The sequence below is a fragment of the Leucobacter massiliensis genome (genome assembly GCF_002982315.1).
In the GTDB taxonomy this organism is placed as follows: Bacteria; Actinomycetota; Actinomycetes; order Actinomycetales; family Microbacteriaceae; genus Leucobacter; species Leucobacter massiliensis.
Window position 1 is genome coordinate 1 of sequence record NZ_MWZD01000017.1, and the last position, 24,933, is coordinate 24,933.

General features: G+C 72.1%; 20 protein-coding genes and 1 pseudogene. 17 read left to right on the forward strand and 4 right to left on the reverse strand.

The window, feature by feature from the left end:
- Positions 1 to 326 precede the first annotated feature (326 nt).
- Positions 327 to 1,652, reverse strand: a complete 1,326-nt coding sequence (locus B4915_RS06870) for a bifunctional o-acetylhomoserine/o-acetylserine sulfhydrylase (RefSeq protein WP_105805093.1) — start codon at positions 1,650 to 1,652, stop codon at positions 327 to 329.
- Positions 1,653 to 1,930: 278 nt separating this feature from the next.
- Here B4915_RS06870 and B4915_RS06875 point away from each other — a divergent pair, with 278 nt between their 5' ends.
- The 3 genes from B4915_RS06875 to kynU all read left to right on the forward strand — a co-directional run bounded on the left by B4915_RS06875 (position 1,931) and on the right by kynU (position 4,852).
- Positions 1,931 to 2,689 (forward strand): SDR family NAD(P)-dependent oxidoreductase, encoded by a 759-nt coding sequence (locus B4915_RS06875; RefSeq protein WP_105805762.1) that lies wholly within the window; start codon positions 1,931 to 1,933, stop codon positions 2,687 to 2,689.
- A gap of 17 nt (positions 2,690 to 2,706) precedes the next feature.
- Positions 2,707 to 3,399 (forward strand): uracil-DNA glycosylase, encoded by a 693-nt coding sequence (locus B4915_RS06880; protein WP_105805763.1) that lies wholly within the window; start codon positions 2,707 to 2,709, stop codon positions 3,397 to 3,399.
- A 109-nt stretch (positions 3,400 to 3,508) separates the two neighbouring features.
- Positions 3,509 to 4,852 (forward strand): kynureninase, encoded by a 1,344-nt coding sequence (kynU, locus tag B4915_RS06885; RefSeq protein ID WP_105805094.1) that lies wholly within the window; start codon positions 3,509 to 3,511, stop codon positions 4,850 to 4,852.
- 39 nt (positions 4,853 to 4,891) lie between these two features.
- Here the strand turns inward: kynU and B4915_RS06890 are convergent, their stop codons facing one another.
- Positions 4,892 to 5,866 carry an arginase family protein gene (locus tag B4915_RS06890; RefSeq protein WP_105805095.1) on the reverse strand — a complete coding sequence of 325 codons (975 nt, stop codon included), beginning with the start codon at positions 5,864 to 5,866 and terminating at the stop codon, positions 4,892 to 4,894.
- Positions 5,867 to 5,993: 127 nt separating this feature from the next.
- Here B4915_RS06890 and hutH point away from each other — a divergent pair, with 127 nt between their 5' ends.
- From hutH to mfd, 5 genes are all read left to right on the forward strand, one after another.
- On the forward strand, positions 5,994 to 7,592 hold the full coding sequence (hutH, locus tag B4915_RS06895; protein ID WP_105805764.1) for a histidine ammonia-lyase: 1,599 nt from the start codon (positions 5,994 to 5,996) through the stop codon (positions 7,590 to 7,592).
- A gap of 8 nt (positions 7,593 to 7,600) precedes the next feature.
- The gene (locus B4915_RS06900) at positions 7,601 to 8,386 is read left to right on the forward strand and encodes an IclR family transcriptional regulator (RefSeq protein WP_105805096.1); all 786 of its coding nucleotides are present in this window, start codon (positions 7,601 to 7,603) and stop codon (positions 8,384 to 8,386) included.
- A 219-nt stretch (positions 8,387 to 8,605) separates the two neighbouring features.
- A complete protein-coding gene (locus B4915_RS06905; protein ID WP_105805097.1) occupies positions 8,606 to 9,193 on the forward strand; it encodes a 50S ribosomal protein L25/general stress protein Ctc in 588 nt (195 codons plus the stop codon).
- A gap of 72 nt (positions 9,194 to 9,265) precedes the next feature.
- Positions 9,266 to 9,892, forward strand: a complete 627-nt coding sequence (gene pth, locus B4915_RS06910) for an aminoacyl-tRNA hydrolase (protein WP_105805098.1) — start codon at positions 9,266 to 9,268, stop codon at positions 9,890 to 9,892.
- A complete protein-coding gene (gene mfd / locus B4915_RS06915) occupies positions 9,889 to 13,554 on the forward strand; it encodes a transcription-repair coupling factor (RefSeq protein WP_105805099.1) in 3,666 nt (1,221 codons plus the stop codon). The genes pth and mfd overlap by 4 nt, the downstream gene beginning before the upstream one ends.
- Positions 13,555 to 13,633: 79 nt before the next feature.
- Here mfd and B4915_RS06920 read toward each other — a convergent pair whose 3' ends face one another.
- Positions 13,634 to 14,173, reverse strand: coding sequence for a hypothetical protein (locus B4915_RS06920; protein ID WP_105805100.1), 540 nt, complete (start codon positions 14,171 to 14,173; stop codon positions 13,634 to 13,636).
- A gap of 183 nt (positions 14,174 to 14,356) precedes the next feature.
- On the opposite strand from B4915_RS06920, the gene B4915_RS06925 reads away from it, so the two are divergent.
- Entirely contained in the window at positions 14,357 to 15,064 is a 708-nt protein-coding gene (locus tag B4915_RS06925) for a MazG nucleotide pyrophosphohydrolase domain-containing protein (protein WP_105805101.1), read from the forward strand.
- 6 nt (positions 15,065 to 15,070) lie between these two features.
- On the opposite strand, the gene B4915_RS06930 is transcribed toward B4915_RS06925, so the two are convergent.
- Complete coding sequence (locus B4915_RS06930; RefSeq protein ID WP_105805102.1) at positions 15,071 to 15,940, reverse strand: helix-turn-helix transcriptional regulator; 870 nt, start codon at positions 15,938 to 15,940, stop codon at positions 15,071 to 15,073.
- 108 nt (positions 15,941 to 16,048) lie between these two features.
- On the opposite strand from B4915_RS06930, the pseudogene B4915_RS14425 reads away from it, so the two are divergent.
- The 8 genes and pseudogenes from B4915_RS14425 to B4915_RS06975 all read left to right on the forward strand — a co-directional run bounded on the left by B4915_RS14425 (position 16,049) and on the right by B4915_RS06975 (position 24,836).
- Positions 16,049 to 17,289, forward strand: a pseudogene (locus tag B4915_RS14425) (AMP-binding protein).
- 61 nt (positions 17,290 to 17,350) lie between these two features.
- Positions 17,351 to 17,737 carry a DUF485 domain-containing protein gene (locus tag B4915_RS06945; RefSeq protein WP_105805104.1) on the forward strand — a complete coding sequence of 129 codons (387 nt, stop codon included), beginning with the start codon at positions 17,351 to 17,353 and terminating at the stop codon, positions 17,735 to 17,737.
- Complete coding sequence (locus B4915_RS06950) at positions 17,734 to 19,359, forward strand: solute symporter family protein (RefSeq protein ID WP_105805105.1); 1,626 nt, start codon at positions 17,734 to 17,736, stop codon at positions 19,357 to 19,359. The genes B4915_RS06945 and B4915_RS06950 overlap by 4 nt, the downstream gene beginning before the upstream one ends.
- Positions 19,360 to 19,497: 138 nt before the next feature.
- Positions 19,498 to 20,832 carry a histidine--tRNA ligase gene (gene hisS, locus B4915_RS06955; RefSeq protein WP_105805106.1) on the forward strand — a complete coding sequence of 445 codons (1,335 nt, stop codon included), beginning with the start codon at positions 19,498 to 19,500 and terminating at the stop codon, positions 20,830 to 20,832.
- 63 nt (positions 20,833 to 20,895) lie between these two features.
- A complete protein-coding gene (gene eno / locus B4915_RS06960; RefSeq protein ID WP_181158483.1) occupies positions 20,896 to 22,176 on the forward strand; it encodes a phosphopyruvate hydratase in 1,281 nt (426 codons plus the stop codon).
- 68 nt (positions 22,177 to 22,244) lie between these two features.
- Positions 22,245 to 22,814 carry an FtsB family cell division protein gene (locus B4915_RS06965; protein ID WP_245907394.1) on the forward strand — a complete coding sequence of 190 codons (570 nt, stop codon included), beginning with the start codon at positions 22,245 to 22,247 and terminating at the stop codon, positions 22,812 to 22,814.
- Positions 22,811 to 23,293: a DUF501 domain-containing protein gene (locus tag B4915_RS06970; RefSeq protein WP_105805108.1), complete on the forward strand. Its 483-nt coding sequence runs from the start codon at positions 22,811 to 22,813 to the stop codon at positions 23,291 to 23,293. Before B4915_RS06965 ends, B4915_RS06970 begins: the two co-directional genes overlap by 4 nt.
- A 211-nt stretch (positions 23,294 to 23,504) precedes the next feature.
- The gene (locus tag B4915_RS06975; protein WP_105805109.1) at positions 23,505 to 24,836 is read left to right on the forward strand and encodes an NAD(P)/FAD-dependent oxidoreductase; all 1,332 of its coding nucleotides are present in this window, start codon (positions 23,505 to 23,507) and stop codon (positions 24,834 to 24,836) included.
- The last annotated feature ends 97 nt before the right edge of the window (positions 24,837 to 24,933 follow it).

A 24,933-nucleotide genomic window follows, 5' to 3' on the forward strand; every position in this document is an offset into this window, starting at 1 on the left:
CGACTTTTGCTTGAAAAAAAAAAACTTGATTTGACTACTGATGTAGAACAAAAACTTATTGATAACAGTTGCAGTAAACACAGTAGATACACATATCTGAATTATTGCTCAAAGTTTTTTGTTTTTTTTTAAAAAGAGGTGCGGCCGCCACAAAGGCTGCCCCTGTGAATATCGGCGACGCCGTAAAATGAGTAGAGGGAACGATTCCCCGCCGAGCCCGCACCTTTCTGCGTGACAGGAATGTGCGGGCTCGGCGGGAATATGCGGACTCGACGGGTGCCGCGCGGCGGGCGCCGCCGCGCGAGCGGGTGCCGCGGCGCGGCGGCTCAGGCGGCGCGGCCCGCGGCGACGACCTCGCGGGCTGCGGCGAAGCCGCGCTCCAGGTCGGCCGTGATGTCGTCGATGTGCTCCAGGCCCACCGAGAGGCGCACCAGGCCCGGGGTCACGCCCGCGGTGAGCTGCTGCTCGGGGGTGAGCTGCGAGTGCGTGGTCGATGCCGGGTGGATGATGAGTGAGCGCACATCGCCGATGTTGGCGACGTGGCTGAACAGCTCGACGTTGTCGACGAAGGCCTTGCCCGCGTCCACGCCGCCCTTCAGCTCGAAGGAGAGCACCGCGCCCACGCCCTTCGGCGCGTAGCGGTTCGCCGCGGCATACCAGGGCGAGGTGGGCAGGCCCGAGTAGTAGACGGTCGCGACGTCCTCGTGGGAGTCGAGCCACTCGGCGACGGCCTGCGCGTTCTGCACGTGGCGCTCCAGGCGCAGCGACAGCGTCTCGACGCCCTGCAGCAGCTGCCAGGCGCTCTGCGGCGCGATCGCGGAGCCCAGGTCGCGCAGCAGCTGCACGCGCGCCTTGATGATGTACGCGATGCCGTCGCCCACGGCGCCCGTGTAGCTGACCCCGTTGTAGGAGGGGTCGGGCTCGGTGAGCCCGGGGAAGCGGTCGACGTGCTCGGACCAGGGGAAGCGGCCGCCGTCGACGATCACGCCGCCGAGGGTGGTGCCGTGGCCGCCGAGGAACTTCGTGGCCGAGTGCAGCACGATGTCGGCGCCGTGCTCGAAGGGGCGCACCAGGTAGGGGCTCGCGACCGTGTTGTCGACGATCAGCGGCACGCCGTTCTCGTGTGCGACGTCGGCGACGGCCTGGATGTCGAGGACGTTCGAGCGCGGGTTCGCGATCGACTCGGCGAAGAACAGCTTGGTGTTCGGGCGCACGGCGCGCTGCCACGCGGCGGGGTCGTCCTGGTCCTCGACGAAGGTGACCTCGATGCCGAGCTTCGCGAGCGAGTACTTGAAGAGGTTGTAGGTGCCGCCGTAGATCGAGCTGGAGGAGACGATGTGATCGCCCGAGTTCGCGATGTTCAGCACCGCGAAGGTGGAGGCCGCCTGGCCGCTGGCGAGCAGCAGCGCAGCGGTGCCGCCCTCGAGCGCGGCGATGCGCTGCTCGGCGACGTCCTGGGTGGGGTTGGTGATGCGGGTGTAGATGGGGCCCAGCTCGGAGAGCGCGAAACGGTTCGCGGCCTGCTCGGTGCTGTCGAAGACGAAGGCGGTGCTCTGATAGATCGGCAGGGCGCGGGCGCCCGTGACGGGGTCGGGCTGCTGGCCCGCGTGAATCTGCTTGGTCTCGAATCCCCAGGCGGTCTGGTCGTTCATGGTGCTCCTCGGTGAGTGCGGGTGGCTGTGCGCCCCCGGCCGCAGGGCGTCCGGGGCTGGTCGTGAGTTCTGGGACGCGGTGTGGCGCCGGTGAACAGACTACGGAGCGCTCCGGCACGGGGCAATGCCGGGGACACGAGGCGTAATGCGGGCGCGCAATAATAGGGAGGCCGGTGTCAGTGTTCGAGGCGAAGGGAGTCCCGGTGGCGGAGGCGGAGCGCGCGGGATCGGGATCGGGATCTCGGTCGGGATCGGGACCGGGATCGCCGGGCCGGGTCGTGGTGACCGGGGCGAGTTCGGGTATCGGCGCGGCGACCGTGCGCCGCTTCGCGGAGCTCGGCTGGCAGACGGTCGCGGTCGCGCGGCGCGCGGATCGCCTGCAGGCGCTCGCCGCCGAGACCGGCGCGTACCCGCTCGTCTGCGATGTCACCGACGAGGAGCAGGTGAGCCGCCTCGCCGCGGAGGTCGCGCACACGGGCGGGGCGACGGGGCTGGTCAACAACGCGGGCGGCGCGATCGGCACCGAGTCGGTCGAGCGCTCCTCCAACGAGGACTGGCGCCGCATGTTCGAGGTGAACGTGCTCGGGCTGCGATCCGTGACCGCCGCGCTGCTGCCGGTGCTGCGCGAGGGGGCGCGCCGCACGGGCTGGGCGTCGATCCTGAATCTCACCTCCACCGCGGGGCACGACGTCTACCCGGGCGGCGCCGGCTACAACGCCGCCAAGTTCGCCGCCCACGCCGTGACGGGGGTGCTGCGCTTGGAGCTCGCCGGCGAGCCGATCCGGGTGATGGAGCTCGCCCCCGGCCTCGTGCACACCGAGGAGTTCACGCTCAACCGCCTGCGCGGAGACGCGGCCGCCGCGGCGAAGCCCTACCTCGACGTCACCCCGCTCACCGCCGAGGAGGTGGCGCGTGTGCTCGTGGGCGCCTTCGAGCAGCCCCCGCACGTCAACCAGGACCTCATCGTGCTGCGCCCGGTCGCGCAGTCGAGCGTCTTCCACACGCATCGCGGGCCGCTGGCCCCGAGGGCCGAGTGAGCCTGGAGCGCGAGATCATGGCGATGTCGATCCCCGAGCTGGCCGAGCACGGGTACATCGCCGCCGACTGGGCCGAGGCGCTCGCCCCGATGGGGGAGCGCCTGGCCGAGCTGGGCCGCTTCCTCAACGCGGAGCGCGCCGCCGGGCACCGGGTGCTGCCGGCGGGGGACCGGATCCTCGCCGCCTTCCAGCGGCCGCTGGCCGAGACGCGGGTGCTGATCGTGGGGCAGGATCCCTATCCGACGCCCGGCCACCCCATCGGCCTGTCGTTCGCGACGGCGCCCGAGGTCCGGCCGATCCCGCGCAGCCTGCAGAACATCTACCGCGAGCTGCACGACGACCTCGGGATCCCGCCCGCCGCCCACGGTGACCTGAGCGCCTGGGCCGAGCACGGGGTGATGCTGCTCAACCGCGTGCTGACCGTGCGCGCCGGCGTGCCCGCATCGCACCGCGGCAAGGGCTGGGAGGCGTTCACGGAGCTCGCGATCCGCGCCCTCGTCGCGCGCGGCGGCCCGCTCGTCGCGATCCTGTGGGGGAACGACGCCCGCTCGCTCGCACCGATGCTCGGCGCCATCCCGCGCATCGAGAGCGCCCACCCCTCGCCGCTGTCGGCCTCGCGCGGCTTCTTCGGCTCGCGCCCCTTCAGCCGAGCCAACGAGGTGCTCGCGTCCCAGGGGGCCGATCCGGTGGATTGGCGCCTGCCGGGCTGAGGCTCCCGGGCCGGGGGTCGCGTCGCTCCGGCCGATCCCGGATCGAGCCTGGCACGGGGCAGCGCCTCCTGCCAGGATGGGGGCATCCGAAGCGTGAAAGGAGCGCCCCGTGACGCACCCCGATGTCCCTGGCGCCGCGGCCGGAGCCGCGCGGGCCCTCGCGCCCGAGGGTGCGGCGGCCGTCTTCGCCCCGCTCCCGGCGGCTCCGAGTCGCGAGCAGTGCCTGGCTCTGGACGCCGCCGACCCCCTCGCCGCCTCGCGCGAGCTGTTCGCGCTGCCGGCGGGCGTGATCTACCTCGACGGCAACTCCCTCGGAGCCATGCCGCGGAACGCGCCCGAGCGGGCGCGCGAGGTGGTCGAGCAGGAGTGGGGCCGCGATCTCATCGGCAGCTGGAACAAGCACCACTGGTTCGAGCTGCCGACGCGGCTCGGGGCGAAGATCGCGCGTCTCGTGGGAGGCGAGCGGGGTGCCTGCGTGGTCACCGACACCACCTCGGTGAACATCTTCAAGGTGCTCGGCGCCGCGCTCGAACTGCAGCGCGCCGTCGATCCCGGGCGGCGCGTGATCGTTTCGGAGCGGGAGAACTTCCCCACCGACCTCTACGTGATCGAGGGCATGGTCGAGTGGCTGGATCGCGGCTACGAACTGCGGCTGATCGACGAGGACGCGCCGCTCGAGGACGCGCTCGGCGTCGACGTGGCGGTCGTGCTGCTGACGCAGGTGAACTACCGCACGGGCCGGCTGTGGGATCTCGCCGCGGCGACCGCGCAGATCCACGCCTCCGGCGCGCTCGCGATCTGGGATCTGTGCCACTCGGCGGGAGCGGTGCCGGTGGGCCTCGACGCGGCCGGGGCGGACTTCGCGGTCGGCTGCAGCTACAAGTACCTGAACGGCGGCCCGGGATCCCCGGCCTTCGTGTGGGTGGGGGAGCAGCACCTGGGCAGCGCGCGGCAGCCGCTGACGGGGTGGTGGGGGCACGCTCGGCCCTTCGACATGGAGCCCGGCTATGAGCCCGCGAGCGACATCCGGCGCTTCCAGGTGGGCACGCAGCCGATCCTCTCCCTTGCGACCGCGGAGTGCGGCATCGACATCGCGCTCGGGGCCGACGGTGCGGCGCTGCGCCGCAAGTCGATCGCGCTGAGTTCGCTGTTCATCGAGCTCGTGGAGACCCGGCTCGCCGCTCACCCGCTCACGCTCGTCACGCCCCGGGACCCGGCCCGGCGCGGCAGCCACGTGAGCTTCAGGCACCCGGAGGGCTTCGCGGTCATGAAGGCGCTGATCGCGCAGGGCGTGATCGGGGACTACCGGGAGCCGGAGGTGCTGCGCTTCGGCTTCGCGCCGCTCTACAACGGCTTCGCCGAGGTGTGGGACGCGGTGGAGGCGCTGCGCCGCGTGCTCGACGAGGAGCTGTGGCGGGCGCCCGAGTTCGGCGAGCGCGGCGCCGTCACGTAGGGAGCGGCCTGCTCGGCGGGGCAGCGGGGCGGGGCGGGCTCAGCGGCCGAGGCGGCGGGCGAGGCCGGCGGCGGCCTCGAGCACGAGGAGCGCGGCGAGGCGCACGGTGCGGCCGTCGGGGGCATCGGCCGCGGCGTCCACCTCCGCGATGTCGATGCCGCGCACCCGGGGGTCGGCGGCGAGCAGGCGGGTGATGCGTCGCAGCTCGTGGGCCGCGAGGCCTCCCGGGATCGAGGCGGGGCAGCCGGGCGCCACCGAGCGGTCGCAGACGTCGACGTCGAGGTCGACGTGGATCGGGCCGCCGCCCGCCCCGGCGATGTGCAGGGCCTCGGCGGCGATCTCCGCAAGCGGGCGCTCCAGCAGCTCTTCGCGGTGGATCACGGTGATGCCCCAGTCGCGGGCACGCTGCCGGTAGGCGCGCGAGTTGGCGAAGTCGGCGATGCCGATCTGCACGATGCGGCGCGGGTTGAGCCCGGCCTCGACGAGCCGGCGCACGGGGGAGCCGTTGCTGCGGCCGTCGCGCAGGTCGTGGTGGGCGTCGAGGGTGATGAGCCCGGCGGTGTCGAGCGCGTCCCCGGCGACGCCGAGGGCGGCCGGCACGGTGAGCGCGTTGTCGCCGCCGAGCGCGACGAGCAGCTCGCTGCGCGCGGCGAGCTCGGCGAGCCGCGAGCACGCGGCACGCTCGCCCTCCTCGGTGTCGGGGTCCGCGAGGTCGCCCGCGTCGACGATGCGCAGCGCCTCGTCGAGCACGAGCTCGGCTTCCGCGCCGCGCCCCCCGGGGTGACCGGGCGCGACCAGGTGGGAGGAGTAGCGGCGCAGCGCGGCGCGGATCGCGGCGGGCGTCTCGTGCGCGGCGCTCGGCGAGAGCGAGGTGCGCGAGGTGGGCACGCCGACGAGCGCGAGGTCGCTCCGCTCGTCGCTCCGTCCGCCCGCCGGCCCGGGTGCCGGCCAGTCGCCGGTCCGCGGCCAGGAGGGATCGTGCGCGAGGGGCGGGGAGGCGGCTGCGGTGCTCATGCCTGCGACGCTAGCAAGCGGTCGTGATCGCGGCGATCCCCGGGCCTTGCCGCCCTGTCCGGGATACCGGACAATGGTCGGTGCGGGGCGGTCGCCCGGAGCGGGGGCATCGGATGGAATCGTGGACATGAGCAGCTCTTCGCACGCATCCGTCACCGCGCAGCACTCCGAGCCCGTCGTGCTCGGCGCCGGCCCCCTCCGCGTCGACGACGTCGTCGCCGTCGCCCGTCACGCCGCGCCCGTCGCACTCGCGCCCGAAGCGCTCGATCGCGTGGCCGCCAGCCGCCGCGTCATCGAGGAGCTCGCGAGCGACAGCCGCCCCCACTACGGCGTCTCCACCGGCTTCGGCGCCCTCGCCAGGGTGCAGATCCCCGTCGAGAAGCGCCAGCAGCTCCAGCGCAGCCTGATCCGCTCGCACGCCGCCGGCACCGGCCCCGAGGCTGAGCGCGAGGTCGTGCGCGCGCTCATGCTGCTGCGCCTGAACACCCTCGCCAGCGGGCGCACCGGGGTGCGGCCCGCGGTCGTCGAGAGCTACGCCGCGATCCTCAACGCGGGGATCACCCCCGTGGTGCACGAGTACGGCTCGCTCGGCTGCTCGGGCGACCTCAGCCCGCTCGCGCACTGCGCGCTCACCCTCATGGGGGAGGGGGAGGTGCGGGTGGGCGCGGACCCCGGCGCCGCCCCCGTGCCCGCCGCCGAGGCGCTCGCCGCCGCGGGCATCGCGCCGCTCGTGCTCGCCGAGAAGGAGGGGCTCGCGCTCATCAACGGCACCGACGGCATGCTCGGCATGCTCTGCCTCGCCCTGCACGACCTCGGCCGCCTGCTCGCGGTCGCGGATGTGGCGGCGGCGGCGAGCGTGGAGGCGCTGACCGGCACCGACGCGGTCTTCGCGGAGGATCTCCAGGCGCTGCGCCCGCACCCCGGCCAGGCGGACGCCGCCGCGAACATGCGCGCGGTGCTCGCGGGCTCCGGGCTGGTCCAGCGCCCCCGCGAGGGGGAGTTCACGCGCGTGCAGGACGCCTACTCGCTGCGCTGCGCCCCGCAGGTCCACGGCGCCGCCCGCGACACGGCGGCGCACGCCGCGCGCGTCGCCGCCGTCGAGCTCGTGTCGGCCATCGACAACCCCGTCGTCACCCCCGACGGCCGCGTCGAGTCGAACGGCAACTTCCACGGCGCCCCCGTCGCCTACGTGCTCGACTTCCTCGCGATCGCCGCGGCGGACGTCGCGAGCATCTCGGAGCGACGCACCGACCGCTTCCTCGACGTGGCCCGCAACCACGGGCTGCCCCCCTTCCTCGCGGCCGACGCCGGACTCGACTCGGGCCTCATGATCGCGCAGTACACCGCGGCGGGCATCGTCTCCGAGCTGAAGCGCCTCGCCTCGCCCGCGTCGGTCGACTCCATCCCCTCCTCGGCGATGCAGGAGGACCACGTCTCGATGGGCTGGCACGCCGGGCGCAAGCTGCGCCGCGCGATCGACGGCCTCGCGCGCGTGCTCGGCATCGAGCTGCTCGCCGCGACCCGCGCCCTCGACTTCCGCGCGGCCGCCGGCGCCGGCGATCCCGCCCCCGCGACCGCCGCCGTGCACGCCCTGTTCCGCACCCGCATCCCCGAGCCCGACACCGACGCCTTCCTCTCTCCCGCGATCACCGCCGCCCACGCCTTCGTCGCCGAGGGAGAGGTGCTCGCCGCCGTCGAGGGCGCCGTCGGCGCGCCGCTGCGCTGAGGAGCATCGTGGGCTCGCCGAAGTCACCCGCCGCCGATCAGACGCTGCGGATCCTGGGCCTCCTCGCGAGCTCGCGAGGGCCGCTCGCGGCGAGCATGATCTCGCAGCGGCTCGGGCTGCCCCGCTCGACGGTCTACCAGCTGCTCGCGGCCCTCCAGGACCACGGCTTCGTGATGCACCTGCCCGAGGAGCGGCGCTACGGGCTCGGGATCGCGGCCGTCGAGCTGAGCGGCGCCTACGCGCGCCAGGAGCCGCTCGCGCGGATCGGGCGCCCGCTCGTCACCGCGCTCGTGGATCGCGTGCGCCAGAGCTGCCACCTCGCGGTGCCCCACGGGCGCGACGTGCTCTATCTGATCGAGGAGCGCGCGCCCGGCTCGCCGCACCTCGTGAGCGACGTCGACGTGCGGCTTCCCGCGCAGCTGACGGCGAGCGGGCGCGCGATGCTCGCCGCGCTGCCGCCGTCGCAGCTGCGCGCCCTGTTCCCGGACCGGGAGGCCTTCGTGCACCGTCACGACGGAGGCGCGGACGACATCGACCGCTACTCGCGACTGCGCTCGGTGCTGGACGCGACGCGAGTGCGCGGCTACTCCGTCGAACGCGGATCCGTGACCCCCGGCCTCGCCTCGATCGGCGTCGCGGTGCTGGACCACCGTGGCTGGCCGGTCGCCGCGATCGCCACGACCTTCGCCGAGGGTGCGGTCGCCGAGGACGCGCTTCCCGCGCTCGCCGCCGAGGTGCAGCGCACCGCGGAGACGCTCTCGGCCCGCATCCACGGCCGCTCGCGGCGGGCGTGAGCGGCGGACGCGCCCGCAGCCCCGGCTCCGCCCGCCGCAGCGCAGGGAACGTGTAGAATGGTGAGCTGTACTTCGGCGAGGGGCGCTCCGGCGCCCGTGATCGACGCGGGACGGACTGCCTCAGCGGGCCATCTTGCTGCGTTGCAACGCAAGTGCGAGACACCAATCCTGGCGGCACTGCCGCCCTCATTGGGCGAGAGCCCGCAAGGAGAGAACACCATGAGCGAGACCAATCAGCTCGTCGCCACCGAACGCGACAACTTCGGCAAGGGCGCGGCCCGCAAGCTGCGCGCCGCCGGCCGGACCCCCGCGGTCGTCTACGGCCACGGCACCGACCCCGTGCACATCTCGGTCGAGACCCACCCCCTGAGCCTCATCATCCGCCACGCCAACGCGCTCATCGAGCTCGACCTCGCGGGCAAGAAGCAGCTCGTGCTCGTCAAGGACGTGCAGAAGGATCCGGTGCGCCAGGTCATCGAGCACGTCGACCTGCTCGTCGTGAAGAAGGGCGAGACCGTCGACGTCGAGGTGCCCGTCCACGTGCTCGGCGAGCCCTTCCCCGGCACCAACGCCCTGCAGGAGCTCAACACCCTGCACCTCAGCGTCCCCGCCACCGCGATCCCCGAGAACGTCGAGGTGAGCGTCGAGGGGCTCGAGGAGGGCACCCAGGTGCTCGCGGGCGATGTCACGCTGCCGAAGGGCGCGGCCCTGCTGGGCGACGCCGAGCAGCTCGTCGTCCACATCGTGGTGCCGCGCGGCGCCGGCGGCGCCGACGACGAGGCCGCCTCGGAGGAGGCCGCCGAGTAGTCGCGTCGCGCGTCCGGGCCCGTGGAGCATCGCCTGCTCGACGGGCCCGTTCGCGTTCTGGGAGGATGAATGATGTTCTGGCGCAAGCGGGAAAAGACGGAGGATCGCGTGTCCGGTGACAGCTGGCTGATCGTCGGCCTGGGCAATCCAGGCGCCAAGTACGAGGCGACGCGGCACAACGTGGGGCAGATGGCGCTCGACGTGCTCGCTGGCCGCCTCGGCTCCCGCTTCACCCCCCATCGCACGGGCGCCAGGATCGCCGAGGGGCGCGTCCGCCCGGGCGCGCCCAAGCTGATCCTCGCGAAGTCGAACGGCTACATGAACACCTCCGGTGGCCCGGTCTCGGCGCTCGCGAAGTACTTCGACGTGCCCGCGGAGCGCATCGTCGTCATCCACGACGAGCTCGATCTGCCCTTCGACACCCTGAAGCTCAAGCTGGGCGGCGGCCACGGCGGCCACAACGGCCTGCGCGACATCGCGAAGGCGCTCGGCACGCCCGCTTTCCTGCGCGTGCGCGTCGGCATCGGACGGCCGCCCGGGCAGCAGGACCCCGCCGACTTCGTGCTGCGCCCCTTCGGCGCCTCCGAGCGCGGCACGCTTCCGGTGCTGCTGGAGGACGCCGCCGACGCCGCCGAGGCGCTCGTCGACGAGGGACTGCTCGCGGCGCAGCAGCGTTTTCACGGGCGGGATGCGAAGTGACGCTGCGGGGGATCGACCGGCTGCTGGAGGCCTCGGCGAGCTTCGCGCGCGCACTGGAGGTGAGCGGGGAGGACGCCGAGTTCTCCGTCGCGGCCGAGGGGCTGCGCGCGCCGCTCATCGCGGGCCTGCTGCGCCGCCGCAGGGAGGCGGGGGACCGGGGAGCGCTGCTCGTCGTCGCGGCGACCAGCCGCGAGGCCGACGCGCTGCGCACGGCGCTCGCCTCGCTCATGCCCGAGGCTGAGACGGCGGAGTTCCCCGCGTGGGAGACGCTGCCGCACGAGCGGCTGAGCCCGAGCGCCGAGACGGTGGGGCGGCGCGCCGCGGCCCTGCGACTGCTGCGCGAGCACGACGGCTCGCGCCCCCTGGTCCTCGTGGCCTCGGTGCGGGCAGCCCTGCAGCCCGTGTCGCCGCACGCCGCCCAGGCCGAGCCGCTGCTGCTGCGCGCCGGCGAGCCCGCTGAGGCTGGCGGTGAGCTCGGCCTCGACGCGGTGGCGCGCGAACTGGTGCTGCGCGCCTACACGCGCGTCGACATGGTCACTCGTCGCGGCGAGTTCGCGGTGCGCGGCGGCATCCTCGACGTCTTCCCGCCCGAGGCGGGACAGGCGGTGCGCGTCGACTTCTTCGGCGAGGAGGTCGATCAGATCCGCCGCTTCGCCGTCTCCGATCAGCGCAGCGCCGGTGATCCGATCCCGGAGGTGGAGCTCTGGCCCGCCCGCGAGCTGCTCCTCACCGAGGGGGTGCGGGAGCGCGCGGCGGAACTGCTGCCGCGTTTCCCCGCCCTCGGCGCCCTGCTCGAGAAGATGAGCCAGGGGATCCCGGTCGAGGGCATGGAGAGCCTGCTGCCGCAGCTCGTGGACGGACTGCGGCCGCTCACGGCGCTGCTGCCCGAGGGCGGGGCCGTGCTCGTCGCCTCCCCGGAGCGGGTGGCGGGACGGGCCGTGAGCCTCGCCGAGACGAACCGGGAGTTCCTGGAGGCCGCGTGGAGCGCGGCCACGGCGGGGGCCGACGCCCCGGTGCCCACGGACGACCGCGGCATGCTGTCGCTCGGCGAGCTGCGGGCCGCCGCCGCGGGGCGTCCGTGGTGGACGGTCTCGACCTTCGCGGCCGACGAGGACGCGATGGCGGAGGACGCGACGACGCCGGCGCCCGCCGCCTCCGCGGGCGATCCGCTCGCGATCACCGTCGCGGGCGGGGCCTTCCCGCGCCACGCACCCGGCGCCGAGGCGACGGGCTCGGCGATCCGGCTCTTCTCCGAGCGGCTGCGCGAGGGCTGGCACGTGGTCGTCACCGCGCAGGGTACGGGCCTCGTGGAGCGCGCCCGCGACGTGCTCGCAGAGGCGGGCGCTGCGGCCCGCATCGTCGAGGAGCTGCCGGATCGGCTGGACGACGGCGTGGTGTACCTCGTGGCGGGCACCGCGTGGTCGGGCTTCGAGAGCGCGGAGGCGAAGCTGCTGCTCGCCACCGAGGCCGAGTTCTTCGGCCGCTCGGCCGGAGCCCAGGCCGCGGGCGGGCAGAAGCTCGCGAAGCGCCGCGGCAAGAACGTGGTCGACCCGCTGAAGCTCGTGCCCGGCGACTACGTGGTGCACGAGACGCACGGCATCGGGCAGTTCGTGGAGCTCACGCAGCGCATGGTGCCGACCGGCATCGGCCGCGACGCCACGAAGGCGCTGCGCGAGTACCTGGTGCTCGAGTACGCCTCGAGCAAGCGCGGCATGCCCAAGGACAAGCTCTACGTGCCCACCGACCAGCTCGATCAGCTCTCGCGCTACGTCGGCGGCGAAGCGCCGGCGCTGTCGAAGATGGGCGGCAGCGACTGGGCGAACGCCAAGAAGAAGGCACGCAAGGCCGTGCGCGACATCGCGGTCGAGCTGGTGAAGCTCTACTCGGCGCGCGTCGCCTCCAAGGGCCACGCCTTCTCTCCCGACACGCCCTGGCAGCACGAGCTCGAAGAGGCCTTCCCCTACGCGGAGACGCTGGATCAGCTCACCACCATCGAGGAGGTGAAGCGCGACATGGAGCGGCCGATCCCGATGGATCGCCTGCTCGCCGGCGACGTCGGCTTCGGCAAGACCGAGGTGGCGGTGCGCGCGGCCTTCAAGGCGGTGCAGGACGGCAAGCAGGTCGCCATGCTCGTGCCGACCACGCTGCTCGTGAACCAGCACCTGGAGACCTTCCAGAACCGTTTCGCCGGCTTCCCGGTGCGGCTGCGGCCGCTCAGCCGCTTCCAGTCGGAGAAGGAGTCGCGCGACACCATCGTGGGGCTCGCCGCGGGGACCGTGGACGTCGTCATCGGCACGCACCGGCTGCTCTCGGAGAGCATCGTCTACAAGGATCTGGGCCTGCTCATCATCGACGAGGAGCAGCGCTTCGGCGTCGAGCACAAGGACGCGCTGAAGAAGCTGAAGACCGGCGTCGACATCCTCGCGATGAGCGCGACGCCGATCCCGCGCACCCTCGAGATGGCGGTGACCGGCATCCGCGAGATGTCGACGCTCGCCACGCCTCCGGAGGACCGGCACCCGATCCTCACCTTCGTCGGCCCGCGCAGCGACAAGCAGATCACGGCCGCGATCCGGCGCGAGCTGCTCCGCGAGGGACAGGTGTTCTTCGTGCACAACCGGGTGCAGTCGATCGGGCGCGTCGCCGCGCACATCTCGGAGCTCGTGCCGGAGGCGCGGGTGGCGGTGGCGCACGGGCGGCTCAGCGAGCACCAGCTCGAGCAGGTCGTGCAGGACTTCTGGGAGCGGAAGTTCGACGTGCTCGTCTCCACGACGATCGTGGAGACCGGGCTCGACATCGCGAACGCCAACACGATCATCATCGACTCGGCCGACAAGTACGGGCTGAGCCAGCTGCACCAGCTGCGCGGTCGCGTGGGGCGCAGCCGGGAGCGCGCCTACGCCTATTTCCTCTACGACCCCGAGAAGCCCCTCACCGAGCACGCGCACGAGCGCCTGGAGACCCTGGCCGCGAACAACGAGCTGGGCTCCGGCATGCAGGTCGCGCTGAAGGATCTCGAACTGCGCGGAGCGGGCAATCTGCTCGGTGGCGAGCAGTCGGGGCACATCGCGGGCGTGGGCTTCGACCTCTACCTGCGCATGATCGGCGAGGCGGTGAACACCTTCAAGGGTGAGGAGGCCACCGGCCCGGTCGAGCTGGTGCTCGAACTGCCGGTCGACGCCCACATCCCCGAGAGCTACGTGGAGAGCGAGCGGCTGCGCCTGGAGGCCTACCAGAAGTTCTCCGCCGCCTCGCACCCGCAGGCCCCCGAGGATCACGTCGCGCTCGTGCTCGACGAACTGCGCGACCGCTACGGGGAGCCTCCGGCCGAGGTGCAGCGGCTCGCGGCCGTCTCGGCGCTGCGGCGGCGCGCCGCCAGGCTCGGCCTCGCGAAGGTGGTGGCGGCCGGTCCCTCCCTGCGCCTGGAGCCGGTCAAGCTGCCCGATTCGCGCCGCATGCGCATGAACCGCATGTATCCTGGCGCGCGCTACACGGAGGCGACGGGCACGCTGCAGGTGCCGCTTCCGGGGGGAACGGCCTCCTCCCGCAGCCCGCTCGCGGGCGTGGGGCAACGGCACGTGGGCGACGAATCGGACATCGTCGCGTGGACCGGCCGCGTGCTCGCGACGCTGCTCGAAGAGGATCCGCCGGCCTCGCCCTGAGGCGTCGCGCGGCCGCGGCCGGCCGGAATCACGGAAGGGGCCCGGACGCCGAGCGCCCGGACCCCTTCCGTGCGAGCTCTTACTTGCTGCAGAGCTCCTCGAGCTTCGAGCTCGCCGAGGTCAGTGCCTCGGTGCGCTCGTTGAGCTCGGTCTGCAGCTCCTGGCTCTTCTGCTGCAGCTCCTGGCTCTTCTGCTGGAGCTCGTCGAGCTTCGCCATCGCCTCGGGGTCGCTCGGATCCAGATCCGAGAGGTCCGAGAGCTCCTGGAACGCGGAGAGGTCGATCGCCGAGATCGTGTCGGCGAAGGTCTGGTACTCGTCGACGAAGCCGTCGAGGGCGTCCTTCACCTCGGCGTTGGTGACCTTCTTCTGCGCATCGCCGAGTGCGTCGAGCACGGGCTGAAGGGTCGCGCCCAGGTCGATGTCCTCGCCCTGCATGGCGTCCTGAAGCGCCTGCTGCGTGTCCGCCTGGGACTGCGAGACGACCTCGGTCATGGTGTCCTCGGCGATCTGGCACGCCTCGGCGACGCTCTGGCCGCCGGCGCAGGAGGCCAGGCTCAGCGTGAGCAGCGCCGCGCCGACCGTTCCGGCCGCCTTGAACATCGTCTTCTTGCGGGTCATGTGTGGGGTCCCCCCTCAGCTTGTTCTGGTAGAGGCGATAGCTGATCGCCCGTAGCAGCGTAGCAGGCGCCGGGAGGCGGGGGCGGGCCGCGATACGACGGCGCGCGAGCCGTGGACGCGTCGAAGGTCTCTGCGAGGGAGCCCGGCGTGACGTCCCGGCGCAGGCCGCTAGGCTGTGTGAGCATGACGACCCCAGCCGAGGAACCGTCCGATCCGATCGCCGCGCTGCAGCGCACGGTGCGCGCCCTGGTCTTCCCCGGGGGATGCGCGTGGCACGCCGAGCAGAGCCACGAGTCGCTCACCCGCTACCTCGTGGAGGAGACCGCCGAGTTCATCGATGCGGTGGAGCGCGAGCTGCCGGTGGAGGAGGTGCGATCCGAGCTCGGGGACGTGCTCTACCAGGTGCTCTTCCACGCGGCGATCGCGGAGCGGGACGGCGAGGGCTACGATCTGGCCAGCGTCGCCGAGTCGCTGAACGAGAAGCTCATCGCCCGGCACCCGCACGTCTTCGGCGACCGCGGGCCGATGACGGCGGCGGAGCTGAACGCCGAGTGGGAGCGGCTCAAGGAGGACGCCGCCGGCGAGGACCGGGGGTCCCGGAGCCCGCTCGACGGCATCCCGGCGTCCATGCCGGCGCTCGCGCGCGCGGCGAAGGTCGTGGACCGGCTCCGGCGCGCGGGGCTCATCAACCCCTCGGCGGCGGAGCGCTCGCACGAGGATCCGCTCGCCGCGGTGATCGGCCCCGACGAGCAGCGGCTCGCCGAGTTCGGCATCGGCGACGCGATGCTCGCGCTGGTGACGCGCGCGAACGCGGCCGGAGTCGACCCGGACCGGGCACTGCGGCTCGCCGTGGACCGGCTCGCCGCCCGCGCCCTGCACACGGGCGACTGATCGGGATCAGAGGATCAGCCCGTGCAGGCGGGCAGTCGAGACTGCCGCGTGCCGGCTCGACACGCCGAGCTTCGACATCGCCGCCTGCATGTAGCTCTTCACTGTGCTCTCCGTGAGCCCGAGCGCCGAGCCGATCTGCGCGTTGCTGAGGCCGAGCGCGGCGTGGGCGACCACGTCGAGCTCTCGGCGGGAGAGGGACGATGCGACGCCCTCCCGCGGCGCGGGGCGCTGCGGTTCGCTCCCGCAGCCCGCCGAGGCCAGGCGCCGTTCGAGGGAGGCGAGCCGCTCGCGGAGGGCGGGATCCTCGACCTCGGCGACGATGCGGCGCAGCTCGGCCTGGCTGCTGCGCAGCGATTCGAGCAGCGGAGCGGGCGCCGCGGCGTGGACCGGTCGTTCCAGCGAGGCGGCCGCGAGGCGCCGCTCGACCTCGTCCTGCACCCGGATCTCCTGGGCGAGGTCCCCGGCCACGCCCGCGGCCGCGTTCACGAACGAGGCGTCGTGCACGGAGCCTCCCCGGGTGCCCGCGTAGAGCACGGCGCGCACCCGCCGCTCCACGACGACCGGCATCGCGACGAGCAGCATGATGTCCTCCGCGTTGATCTCGGTGTCGTAGTCGTGCGTGATCTGCCGCGAGCGCATGTAGTCGGTGGTCAGCCGCGGCCGGAGCTCGTGCATCGCCCGCCCCCCGAGCCCCCTGCCGCTTTCGACGCGCAGGCCGTCGAGGCTCATGGTGCGGTGCCCGGCGAGCGCGGTGACGGTCGCGACCCCGTCGCTCACGAAGCCGCCGAAGGCGAGGGGGAGGCGCGTCGCGCGCGCGAACTCCGCGACCGCGTCGTCGAGCACCCGCTGCGCGGGCGCGTCGGTGAGCTTCGTCATCGTGACTACCAACTTTCGGAGGTGTTTCCTGCGGGCTGGGGTGCCTAGCATCGTGAGCGCACCTCGCAGCGTTGCGGTGTGCGTGATCACCGATTCATAGGAGAAGCAGTGGCCTCACACGAATCATCATCAGCTTACGGTGCGTATCGGCAGATCGCTGACCGGGCCCGCCGGGATCCCGAGGGCTTCTGGCTGGAGACCGCCACGGCGCTCGAGTGGCAGACGTCTCCCTCGCGCGCCCTCGATGAGCGAGGGGAGGCCGAGTGGCGCTGGTTTCCGGACGGCGAGCTCAACGTCTGCGCCAACGCCCTCGACCGGCACGTCGCGGCAGGGCGCGGCGAGGACACCGCGCTGATCTACGACTCCGCGATGACCGGAACGAAGGCGCGGTTCAGCTACGCGACGCTGCGAGACAGGGTCGCCGCCTTCGCGGGGGTGTGGAGACGGTGATCGTCCACGACCGGGAGGCCGTCCCCGGTTCCGCGGCGGACTTCTCGGGCGAGCTCGGGATCGAGTGGCTCGACTGGGCGGAGACCGAGGCCGCCGCCACCCCGGCTGATCCCGTGCCGCTGCGCGCGGAGGAGCCGCTCTACATCCTCTACACCTCGGGCACCACGGGCAGCCCGAAGGGCGTTGTGCGCGACAGCGGCGGCTACGCGGTGGCGCTCTCCTGGGTGATGCGCAACGTCTACGACTTCGGTCCGGGCGACACGATCTTCACCGCCTCGGACGTGGGGTGGGTCGCCGGCCACCCCTTCATCGTCTACGGCCCGCTGCTCGCCGGGGGCACCACGGTGCTCTACGAGGGCAAGCCGGTCGGCACGCCGGATGCTGGCGCGTTCTGGCGGGTCCTCTCCGTGTACCGCGCCAAGGTGCTCTCCACGGCGCCGACGGCGCTGCGCGCGATCCGGCGCGAGGATCCCGAGCTCGCGGAGCGTGCGGGGCACGAGCTCTCCCTGCTTCTGCCGCCCGGCGGGCTGCTCGAGATCTGGGGCAGCCGCCAGCGCTTCATCGACTCCTACCTCAGGGCCTTCCCGGCTACTACGCGACGGGCGACGCCGGCCACTTCGACGAGGACGGCTACCGAGGAGCTCGCCGCCGAGCTCGTGCGCCTGGTGCGCGAGCACATCGGCCCCGTCGCGGCCTTCCGCGACGTCACGATCCTCGAACGCCTGCCGAAGACCCGCTCCGGCAAGATCCTGCGCAAGACCATGCGTCAGATCGTGGACGGCGAACCCTACGCGGTGCCGGCCACGATCGAGGATCCGGCCGTGATCGACGATCTCATCGCGGCGCTGGCGACGACGGTGTCCGCGCCGGCGACGCAGGCCGTGTCCGTGCCTCGGTAGAGATTCGGACTCAAATCCCAATACCCTCGATTGAACACCATCCATGCGGCAAGGAGGCCCCATGTCATCTGATCCGAACACGCTCGACGAGCACCCGTCCATCGATTACGAGGCGTTCCAGGCGAAGCCCGAGTTCCAGGAGATGAAGCGCGACTTCCGGCGCTTCGTCTTCCCGCTCACGGTCGCGTTCATGCTCTGGTTCCTGCTGTTCGTCGTGCTCGGCACCTACGCGCACGCGCTCTACGCCGTGCCGTTCCTCGGCCTGAACGTGGGACTGTGGCTCGGCATCGCGCAGTTCGTCACGACCTTCGCGATCACCACCTGGTACGTGTCGTGGGCCAACAAGCACCACGACCCCCGCATCACCGCCCTGCGAGCGGAGCTCGAGACCCTCGAAGCCGCGGGCACCGGTTCCCGATCCGACGACGCCGAGGGAGGCGCACGATGAACCCGACCGTCTTCCACACCGCGGAGCCCGTGGCCGCGACGCAGAACACGGCACTCAACATCTCGATCTTCCTCGTCTTCGTGATCGTGACGATGGTGATCGTGATCCGCGCGAGCCGCAACAACAAGACCGCCGCCGACTTCTACGCGGGCGGCCGCTCCTTCTCCGGCACGCAGAACGGCATCGCGATCGCGGGCGACTACCTCTCGGCGGCGTCGTTCCTCGGCATCTGCGGTGCGATCGCGATCAACGGCTACGACGGCTTCCTGTACTCCATCGGCTTCCTCGTGGCGTGGCTCGTCGCGCTGCTGCTCGTCGCCGAGCTCATGCGCAACACCGCGAAGTTCACGATGGCCGATGTGCTCTCCTTCCGCCTGAAGCAGCGCCCCGTGCGCATGGCGGCGGCCCTCACCACCCTCGCGGTGACGTTCTTCTACCTGCTCGCGCAGATGGTGGGCGCCGGGGGCCTCGTGTCGCTGCTGCTCGGGATCCCGGCCGACAACAAGCTCGGCACGTGGATCGTGATCGCGGCCGTGGGCTTCGTGATGATCTTCTACGTGCTCATCGGCGGCATGAAGGGCACCACCTGGGTGCAGATCATCAAGGCGGTGCTGCTCATCGCGGGCGCGGCCGCGATGACGATCTGGGTGCTCGCGCTGCACGGCTTCAACCTCGCTGCGGTGCTGGATGCGGCCGTGAACAACCCGGAGAACGCCAACGGCGCGGCGATCCTCGCGCCGGGCATCAAGTACGGGGCGAATCCGATCGACTTCATCTCGCTCGCCCTCGCCCTCGTGCTCGGAACCGCGGGCCTGCCGCACGTGCTCATGCGCTTCTACACGGTGCCGACGGCGAAGGAGGCGCGCAAGTCTGTGGTGTGGGCGATCTGGCTGATCGGCTTCTTCTACCTCTTCACTCTCGTGCTCGGCTACGGCGCCGGTGCGCTGGTCGGTCCCGAGACGATCGCGGGAGCGCCGGGCGGGGAGAACTCTGCCGCGCCCCTGCTGGCCTACCAGCTGGGCGGGCCGGTGCTGCTCGGCTTCATCTCGGCGGTGGCCTTCGCGACGATCCTCGCGGTCGTGGCCGGCCTCACGATCACGGCCTCGGCATCCTTCGCGCACGACATCTACAACGCGGTGATCAAGAAGGGCACGGCCTCCGCGAAGCAGGAGGTGAAGGTGGCGCGCTTCACGACGCTCGGCATCGGCATCATAGCGATCCTGGGCGGCATCCTCGCGCAGGGGCAGAACGTGGCGTTCCTCGTCGCGCTCGCCTTCGCGGTCGCGGCCTCCGCGAACCTGCCGACGATCCTCTACTCGCTGTTCTGGAAGAACTTCACGACCCGCGGTGCGGTCTGGTCGATGATCGGCGGCCTGCTGACGGCCGTCGTGCTCATCGCGTTGTCGCCGGTGGTGTCCGGCAGCGAGAAGGCGATGATCCCCGGCGCCGACTTCGCGATCTTCCCGCTGTCGAACCCCGGCATCATCTCGATCCCCGTCGGGTTCCTGCTCGGCTGGATCGTGTCGGTGCTCGACAACCGTGCCGAGTCGAAGAAGCTGGCTGCGGAGATGGAGGTGCGCGCGCTCACCGGCTTCGGTGCTGAGCCGCCCGTCAACCACTAGCGGGCTCGCCCGGCGCCTCGCGCGCCGCGTCCCGGGGACCCGCGGTCGAGACCGCTCGTCCCCGGGACGTCGTCGTGTGAGGGGAGGAAAGAGGGAGCGGTCACGCCGCGGGCGGGAAGGATGGAAGAATGGGTGCTTATGGCAGCACCCGTGAATCCGCCGCGCGGCATGCGCGACTTCCTCCCCGCCGACAAGGCCCGGCGCGAGCACGCGCTCGGCATCATCCGGGGGGTCTACCGCGCGCACGGCTTCGACGAGATCGAGACGCCCGTGGTCGAGGACTACGCGCGGCTGCACGCCGGGCTCGGCGGGGACAACGAGAAGCTCAGCTTCTCGATCCTGAAGCGCGGGATCCGGCCCGAGGCGCTCGCCGCCGCAGCCAAGGCGGGCGACGCCGAGGCCCTCGCCGACCTCGGGCTGCGCTTCGACCTGACCGTGCCGCTCACCCGCTTCTACGCCAGCCACCGCGCTGAGCTTCCCCCCGTCTTCCGCTCCATCCAGATCGCGCCCGTGTGGCGGGCCGAGCGCCCGCAGAAGGGGCGCTACCGGCAGTTCGTGCAGGCCGACATCGACATCATCGGGGAGGCCGGGCCGCTCGCCGAGATGGAACTCATCACCGCCACCTCCCAGGCGCTCGCGGCGCTCGGCCTGCAGGGCTGCGTGATCCGCGTCAACGACCGCCGCATCCTCTTCGGGCTGCTGGAGCGCTGCGGCTTCGCGGCGGACACCCACGACCGCGCCCTCATCACCGTCGACAAGCTCGACAAGATCGGCGCCGCCGGCGTCGTCGACGAGCTGCGCGAGATCGACGCCGCCGCGTCCGAGCGGCTCGGCGAGGTGCTGGCCGCCGTCGAGCCGGCGCTCGCGGGGGAGGGGATCCCGCTCACCCGCTCCGCGATCGCCGCCGCGCTGCCGGGCGCTGCCGAGCAGCCGGGCGCCGCCGCAGGCATCGAGAACCTGGCCGCGCTGGGCGAGGCACTCGCCGGCGCGCTGCCCGAGGGGGTCGAGCTGCGCTTCGATCCGACCCTCGTGCGCGGCATGGGCTATTACACCGGCACCATCTTCGAGGTCGCGCACCCCGGATCGGGCAGCTCGGTCGGCGGCGGCGGCCGCTACGACGGCATGGTGGGACGCTTCCTCGGACAGGACGTGCCCGCAGTCGGCTTCTCGATCGGCTTCGAGCGGGTCGTCGACCTCATCGCGCTGCCGGAGGCGAGCGGGCCGGAGGCGGTCGCGCTGATCGCGGACGCCGATGCGGAGCTCGCGGATCTGCTCGCGCTCAAGCGCGAGCTGGTGGCGCGCGGCCACCGCGTGCGGATCGAGAAGCGCCAGAAGAACATGAAGGCGCTCCTCGCCCGGGTCGCCGCCGAGGGCTTCGCCGCCATCGCCAACGTGCGCGCCGGCGTGCGCGACGCCGACGCCCTCGAGCTCCGCCCCCTCGCGGGCGGGGCCGCTCCAGGGCGGCTGCCCTAGACTGGGTCGCGGCGCGCAGCAGCACGCCGCAGACCGGCAGACAGAACTCCGAAGGAGCGCATGGTGGCATTTATCGACGCGGTGATCGCCCGAGAGATCCTCGATTCACGCGGCAACCCGACCGTTGAGGTCGAGGTGGGCCTGACCGACGACTCCGTGGGCCGCGCCGCGGTTCCCTCCGGCGCCTCAACCGGGGCCTTCGAGGCCTACGAGCTGCGCGACGGCGAGCAGGACCGCTATCTCGGCAAGGGCGTCACCAAGGCCGTCGACGCCGTCTTCGACGAGCTCGGCCCCGCGATCGAGGGCTTCGCCGCCGACGACCAGCGCGTCATCGACGCCGTGCTCAAGGAGGTCGACGGCACCGACAACAAGCAGCGCGTCGGCGCCAACGCGATCCTCGGCGTCAGCCTCGCCACCGCGCACGCCGCCGCGGCCGCCGCCGAGCTGCCCCTCTACCGCTACCTGGGCGGCCCCAACGCGAGCACGCTCCCCGTGCCGCTCATGAACATCATCAACGGCGGCGCGCACGCCGACACCGGCGTCGACATCCAGGAGTTCATGGCGGTGCCGCTCGGCGCCGAGACCTTCTCCGAGGGCCTCCGCTGGGGCGTCGAGGTCTACCACGCGCTGAAGGCGCTGCTCAAGGAGCAGGGCCTCGCCACCGCACTCGGCGACGAGGGCGGCTTCGCGCCGGATCTGCCGCACAACTCGGCCGCGCTCGACCTGATCGTGGAGGCCATCACGCGCGCGGGCCTCGAGCCGGGCCGCGACGTGGCCGTGGCGCTCGACGTCGCGTCCACCGAGTTCTTCGAGAACGGGGTCTACCGCTTCGAGGGGCAGGACCGCACGGCCGCCGAGATGACCGCCTACTACGCGGATCTGCTCGACCGATACCCGCTCGTCTCGATCGAGGACCCGCTCGCCGAGGACGACTGGGAGGGCTGGCAGCAGCTCACCTCCGAGCTCGGCGACCGCGTGCAGCTCGTCGGCGACGATCTCTTCGTCACCAACCCGGAGCGCCTGGCCGACGGCATCGCGAAGGGCGCCGGCAACTCGCTGCTCGTCAAGGTCAACCAGATCGGAACCCTCACCGAGACGCTCGACGCCGTGCAGCTCGCGCAGCGCTCCGGCTACACCGCGATCCTGTCGCACCGCTCGGGAGAGACTGAGGACGTCACCATCGCCGACCTCGCCGTCGCCACCGACTGCGGCCAGATCAAGACCGGCGCTCCCGCCCGCAGCGAGCGCGTCGCGAAGTACAACCAGCTGCTGCGCATCGAAGAGGAGCTCGGAGCCGCCGCCCGCTACGCGGGACGCGGCGCCTTCCCGCGCTTCTCGGCCTGAGCCCCGCCCCCGGTGCCCCCGCCGCCGGGGGCACCGGGCCACCGTCCCCACACTCCCGAGGACCGAGCATGAACGACACGAGCACCAGCAGCGGCGGGGTGCGCCGCTGGGCAGGTGACCTCAGTGCGTGGGCCAGCAGCCTGCGCTTCAGCGGCTTCACCGCGCTCGTCGTCGTGCTCGTCCTCGCGGGGGCGATCATCGTGAGCCCGACGCTCTCGACCTTCGTGCAGCAGCGGCGGGAGATCGCCGAGCTGCGCGAGAGCGTGCGGCAGCACCAGGAAGCCGTCACCGAGATCGACGCCGAGCGCGCGAAGTGGAAGGACCCGGTCTACATCCGCTCGCAGGCCCGAGACCGGCTCTTCTACGTGATGCCCGGCGAAACGCAGCTCAATGTGATCGACGACATCGTGATGCCCAGCGACGCCGAGGAGGAGACGAACGCGGAGCTCACGCGCATCGAGAGCGCATGGGCGCGCGGCCTCGCAGCGTCCTTCCTGGGGGCGGGCCTCACAGATGCCCCGCCCGAGGAACTCGCCGGAGACGGCGGCGGGGCCTCGTCCGAAGCCCCGGGCGTCGAGGACCCCGCCACCGGAGACTCCGCACCCACCGACCCCGCCACCGAGGAGACCCAGCCATGAGCCGCCCGCCCTACACCGAGCCGACCGCCCAGGACATCGCGGCGGTGAGCGAACAGCTGGGACGCGAGGCCCGCGGCGTCGTCGGGATCGCGGCCCGTGCGGCCGACGGCGATCCCGCCGTGGTGGCGACGGCCCCGCGCCTGCCCGACGGCTCACCGTTCCCCACCTTCTACTACCTGTGCCACCCGGAGGCGGTCGCGGCGGCCTCACGGCTGGAGGCCGCCGGCGTGATGCAGGAGTTCAATGAGCTGCTCGCCGAGGACGAGGAGCTGCGCGAACGCTACCGGCGCGCCCATGAGCAGTACATCGCGGATCGCGACAGCGTGGGTGAGGTGCCCGAGCTGGCCGGCGTCAGCGCCGGCGGAATGCCCACGCGCGTCAAGTGCCTGCACGCGCTCATCGGTCACGCGCTCGCCGCAGGACCGGGCGTGAACCCGATCGGCGACCTCGCGCTCGAGCGCTGTGACTGGAACGGCTGAGCGGCCGGCCGAACGCCCGAACATCCGCAGAAGCATCGGTCCCCGCCCGCATTTCCGGGCGATATGCGCTTTTTTCATGCGCTTTCCGCCGAAACGGCAGGACTCGCCGATGAAAGCGGGTAAAGTGAAAGCCGTGGGCGCCCGACGCCCGCTTTTTCTGTGCCCGTGAGGTGGGCACGCATCACGCTCATAGCCCCAAGGAGACTGCTTCGTGGCGAAGAAGATTCTGATCGTCGGCGGCGGCTACGCCGGCTTCTACACCGCATGGAAGCTGGAGAAGCTGCTGCGTGCGGGCGAGGCCGAGGTGACGATCGTCGATCCGCTGCCCTACATGGCCTATCTGCCGTTCCTGCCCGAGGTCGCCTCGGGGTCGATCGAGCCGCGTCACGCGGTCGTCGCCCGCCGGCGCCACCTGAAGACCACCGCGAACATCGCCGGCAAGGTGACGGGCATCTCACACGCGACGAAGACCGCCACCGTCACCCCGAACGCAGGGGAGCCCTTCGAGTTCGCCTACGACCACATCGTCGTCACCACCGGCTCCGTCTCCCGCACCTTCCCGATCGCGGGCATCGCCGACAACGCGATCGGCATGAAGACCATCGAGGAGGCCGTCGCGGTCCGCGACCGCCTCGTCGGCAACTTCGAGCGCGCCTCCTCCCTGCCGAAGGGCTCGGCCGAGCGCGCCCGCCTGCTCACCGTCACCGTGGTGGGCGGCGGCTTCGCCGGCATCGAGACGATCTCCGAGCTGCGCTCCTTCGCGACCTCGCTGCTGCGCCGCTACCCCGAGATCTCCTTCGACGAGACGGTGTTCCACCTGGTCGAGGCGATGGGGCGGATCATGCCCGAGGTGTCGCAGCAGACCGCCGACTGGGTCGTGAAGGATCAGACCCGGCGCGGGGTGCAGATCCACCTCGACACGCAGCTCTCCTCCGCGGTCGGCGGCAAGATCGAGCTCTCCACCGGTGAGCACTTCGAGTCCGACCTCATCGTGTGGACCGCCGGCGTCATGCCGCGGCCGTTCCTGCGCGGCACCGACCTGCCCATCGGCCCCCGCGGGCACGTCATCGGCAGCCCGACGCTCCGGATCACCACCGAGGACGGCGAGGCGCTCGAGGGCGCCTGGACCGCGGGCGACACCTCGCAGGTGCCCGACATCTCCCCGACCCCCGGCCCCGGCGGCTTCTGCGTGCCCAATGCGCAGCACGCCGTGCGCCAGGGCAAGCTGCTCGCCAAGAACATCGCCGCCGATCTGCGCGGCGAGGGCGTGCGCGAGTACAACCACAAGAACAAGGGCGCGGTCGCGGGCCTCGGCGTGAACACGGGCGTGTTCCAGTCGGGCAAGTTCGCGATGAAGGGGTACTTCGCGTGGCTCGCGCACCGCTTCTACCACGGCCTCGCAATCCCCTCGTGGGAGCGCAAGTGGCGCGTGTTCGGCGGCTGGGTCGGCCACTTCTTCCTCGGCCGCGACATCGTGGGCATCGAGGCCGTGCAGCAGCCCCGTGAGATCTTCGAGGAGTTCGCCGCGCGGCCCAAGGCCTAGCCGCTTCTCCGCTGCGGGATCTCCGAAGCCGCAGCCCTCACGCAGGAACCCCCGCTGTCGCCGACCGCGGGGGTTCCTGCGTTGCGAGTGCTCCCGC

Bases quoted from the DNA above. Each gene is read 5' to 3' on its own strand.
- B4915_RS06870 (WP_105805093.1), bottom strand. From the start codon at position 1,652: ATGAACGACCAGACCGCCTGGGGATTCGAGACCAAGCAGATTCACGCG.
- B4915_RS06880 (WP_105805763.1), top strand. From the start codon at position 2,707: ATGGCGATGTCGATCCCCGAGCTGGCCGAGCACGGGTACATCGCCGCC.
- B4915_RS06890 (WP_105805095.1), bottom strand. From the start codon at position 5,866: ATGAGCACCGCAGCCGCCTCCCCGCCCCTCGCGCACGATCCCTCCTGG.
- hutH (WP_105805764.1), top strand. From the start codon at position 5,994: ATGAGCAGCTCTTCGCACGCATCCGTCACCGCGCAGCACTCCGAGCCC.
- B4915_RS06905 (WP_105805097.1), top strand. From the start codon at position 8,606: ATGAGCGAGACCAATCAGCTCGTCGCCACCGAACGCGACAACTTCGGC.
- pth (WP_105805098.1), top strand. From the start codon at position 9,266: ATGTTCTGGCGCAAGCGGGAAAAGACGGAGGATCGCGTGTCCGGTGAC.
- B4915_RS06920 (WP_105805100.1), bottom strand. From the start codon at position 14,173: ATGACCCGCAAGAAGACGATGTTCAAGGCGGCCGGAACGGTCGGCGCG.
- B4915_RS06925 (WP_105805101.1), top strand. From the start codon at position 14,357: ATGACGACCCCAGCCGAGGAACCGTCCGATCCGATCGCCGCGCTGCAG.
- B4915_RS06930 (WP_105805102.1), bottom strand. From the start codon at position 15,940: ATGACGAAGCTCACCGACGCGCCCGCGCAGCGGGTGCTCGACGACGCG.
- B4915_RS06945 (WP_105805104.1), top strand. From the start codon at position 17,351: ATGTCATCTGATCCGAACACGCTCGACGAGCACCCGTCCATCGATTAC.
- B4915_RS06950 (WP_105805105.1), top strand. From the start codon at position 17,734: ATGAACCCGACCGTCTTCCACACCGCGGAGCCCGTGGCCGCGACGCAG.
- hisS (WP_105805106.1), top strand. From the start codon at position 19,498: ATGGCAGCACCCGTGAATCCGCCGCGCGGCATGCGCGACTTCCTCCCC.
- B4915_RS06965 (WP_245907394.1), top strand. From the start codon at position 22,245: ATGAACGACACGAGCACCAGCAGCGGCGGGGTGCGCCGCTGGGCAGGT.
- B4915_RS06970 (WP_105805108.1), top strand. From the start codon at position 22,811: ATGAGCCGCCCGCCCTACACCGAGCCGACCGCCCAGGACATCGCGGCG.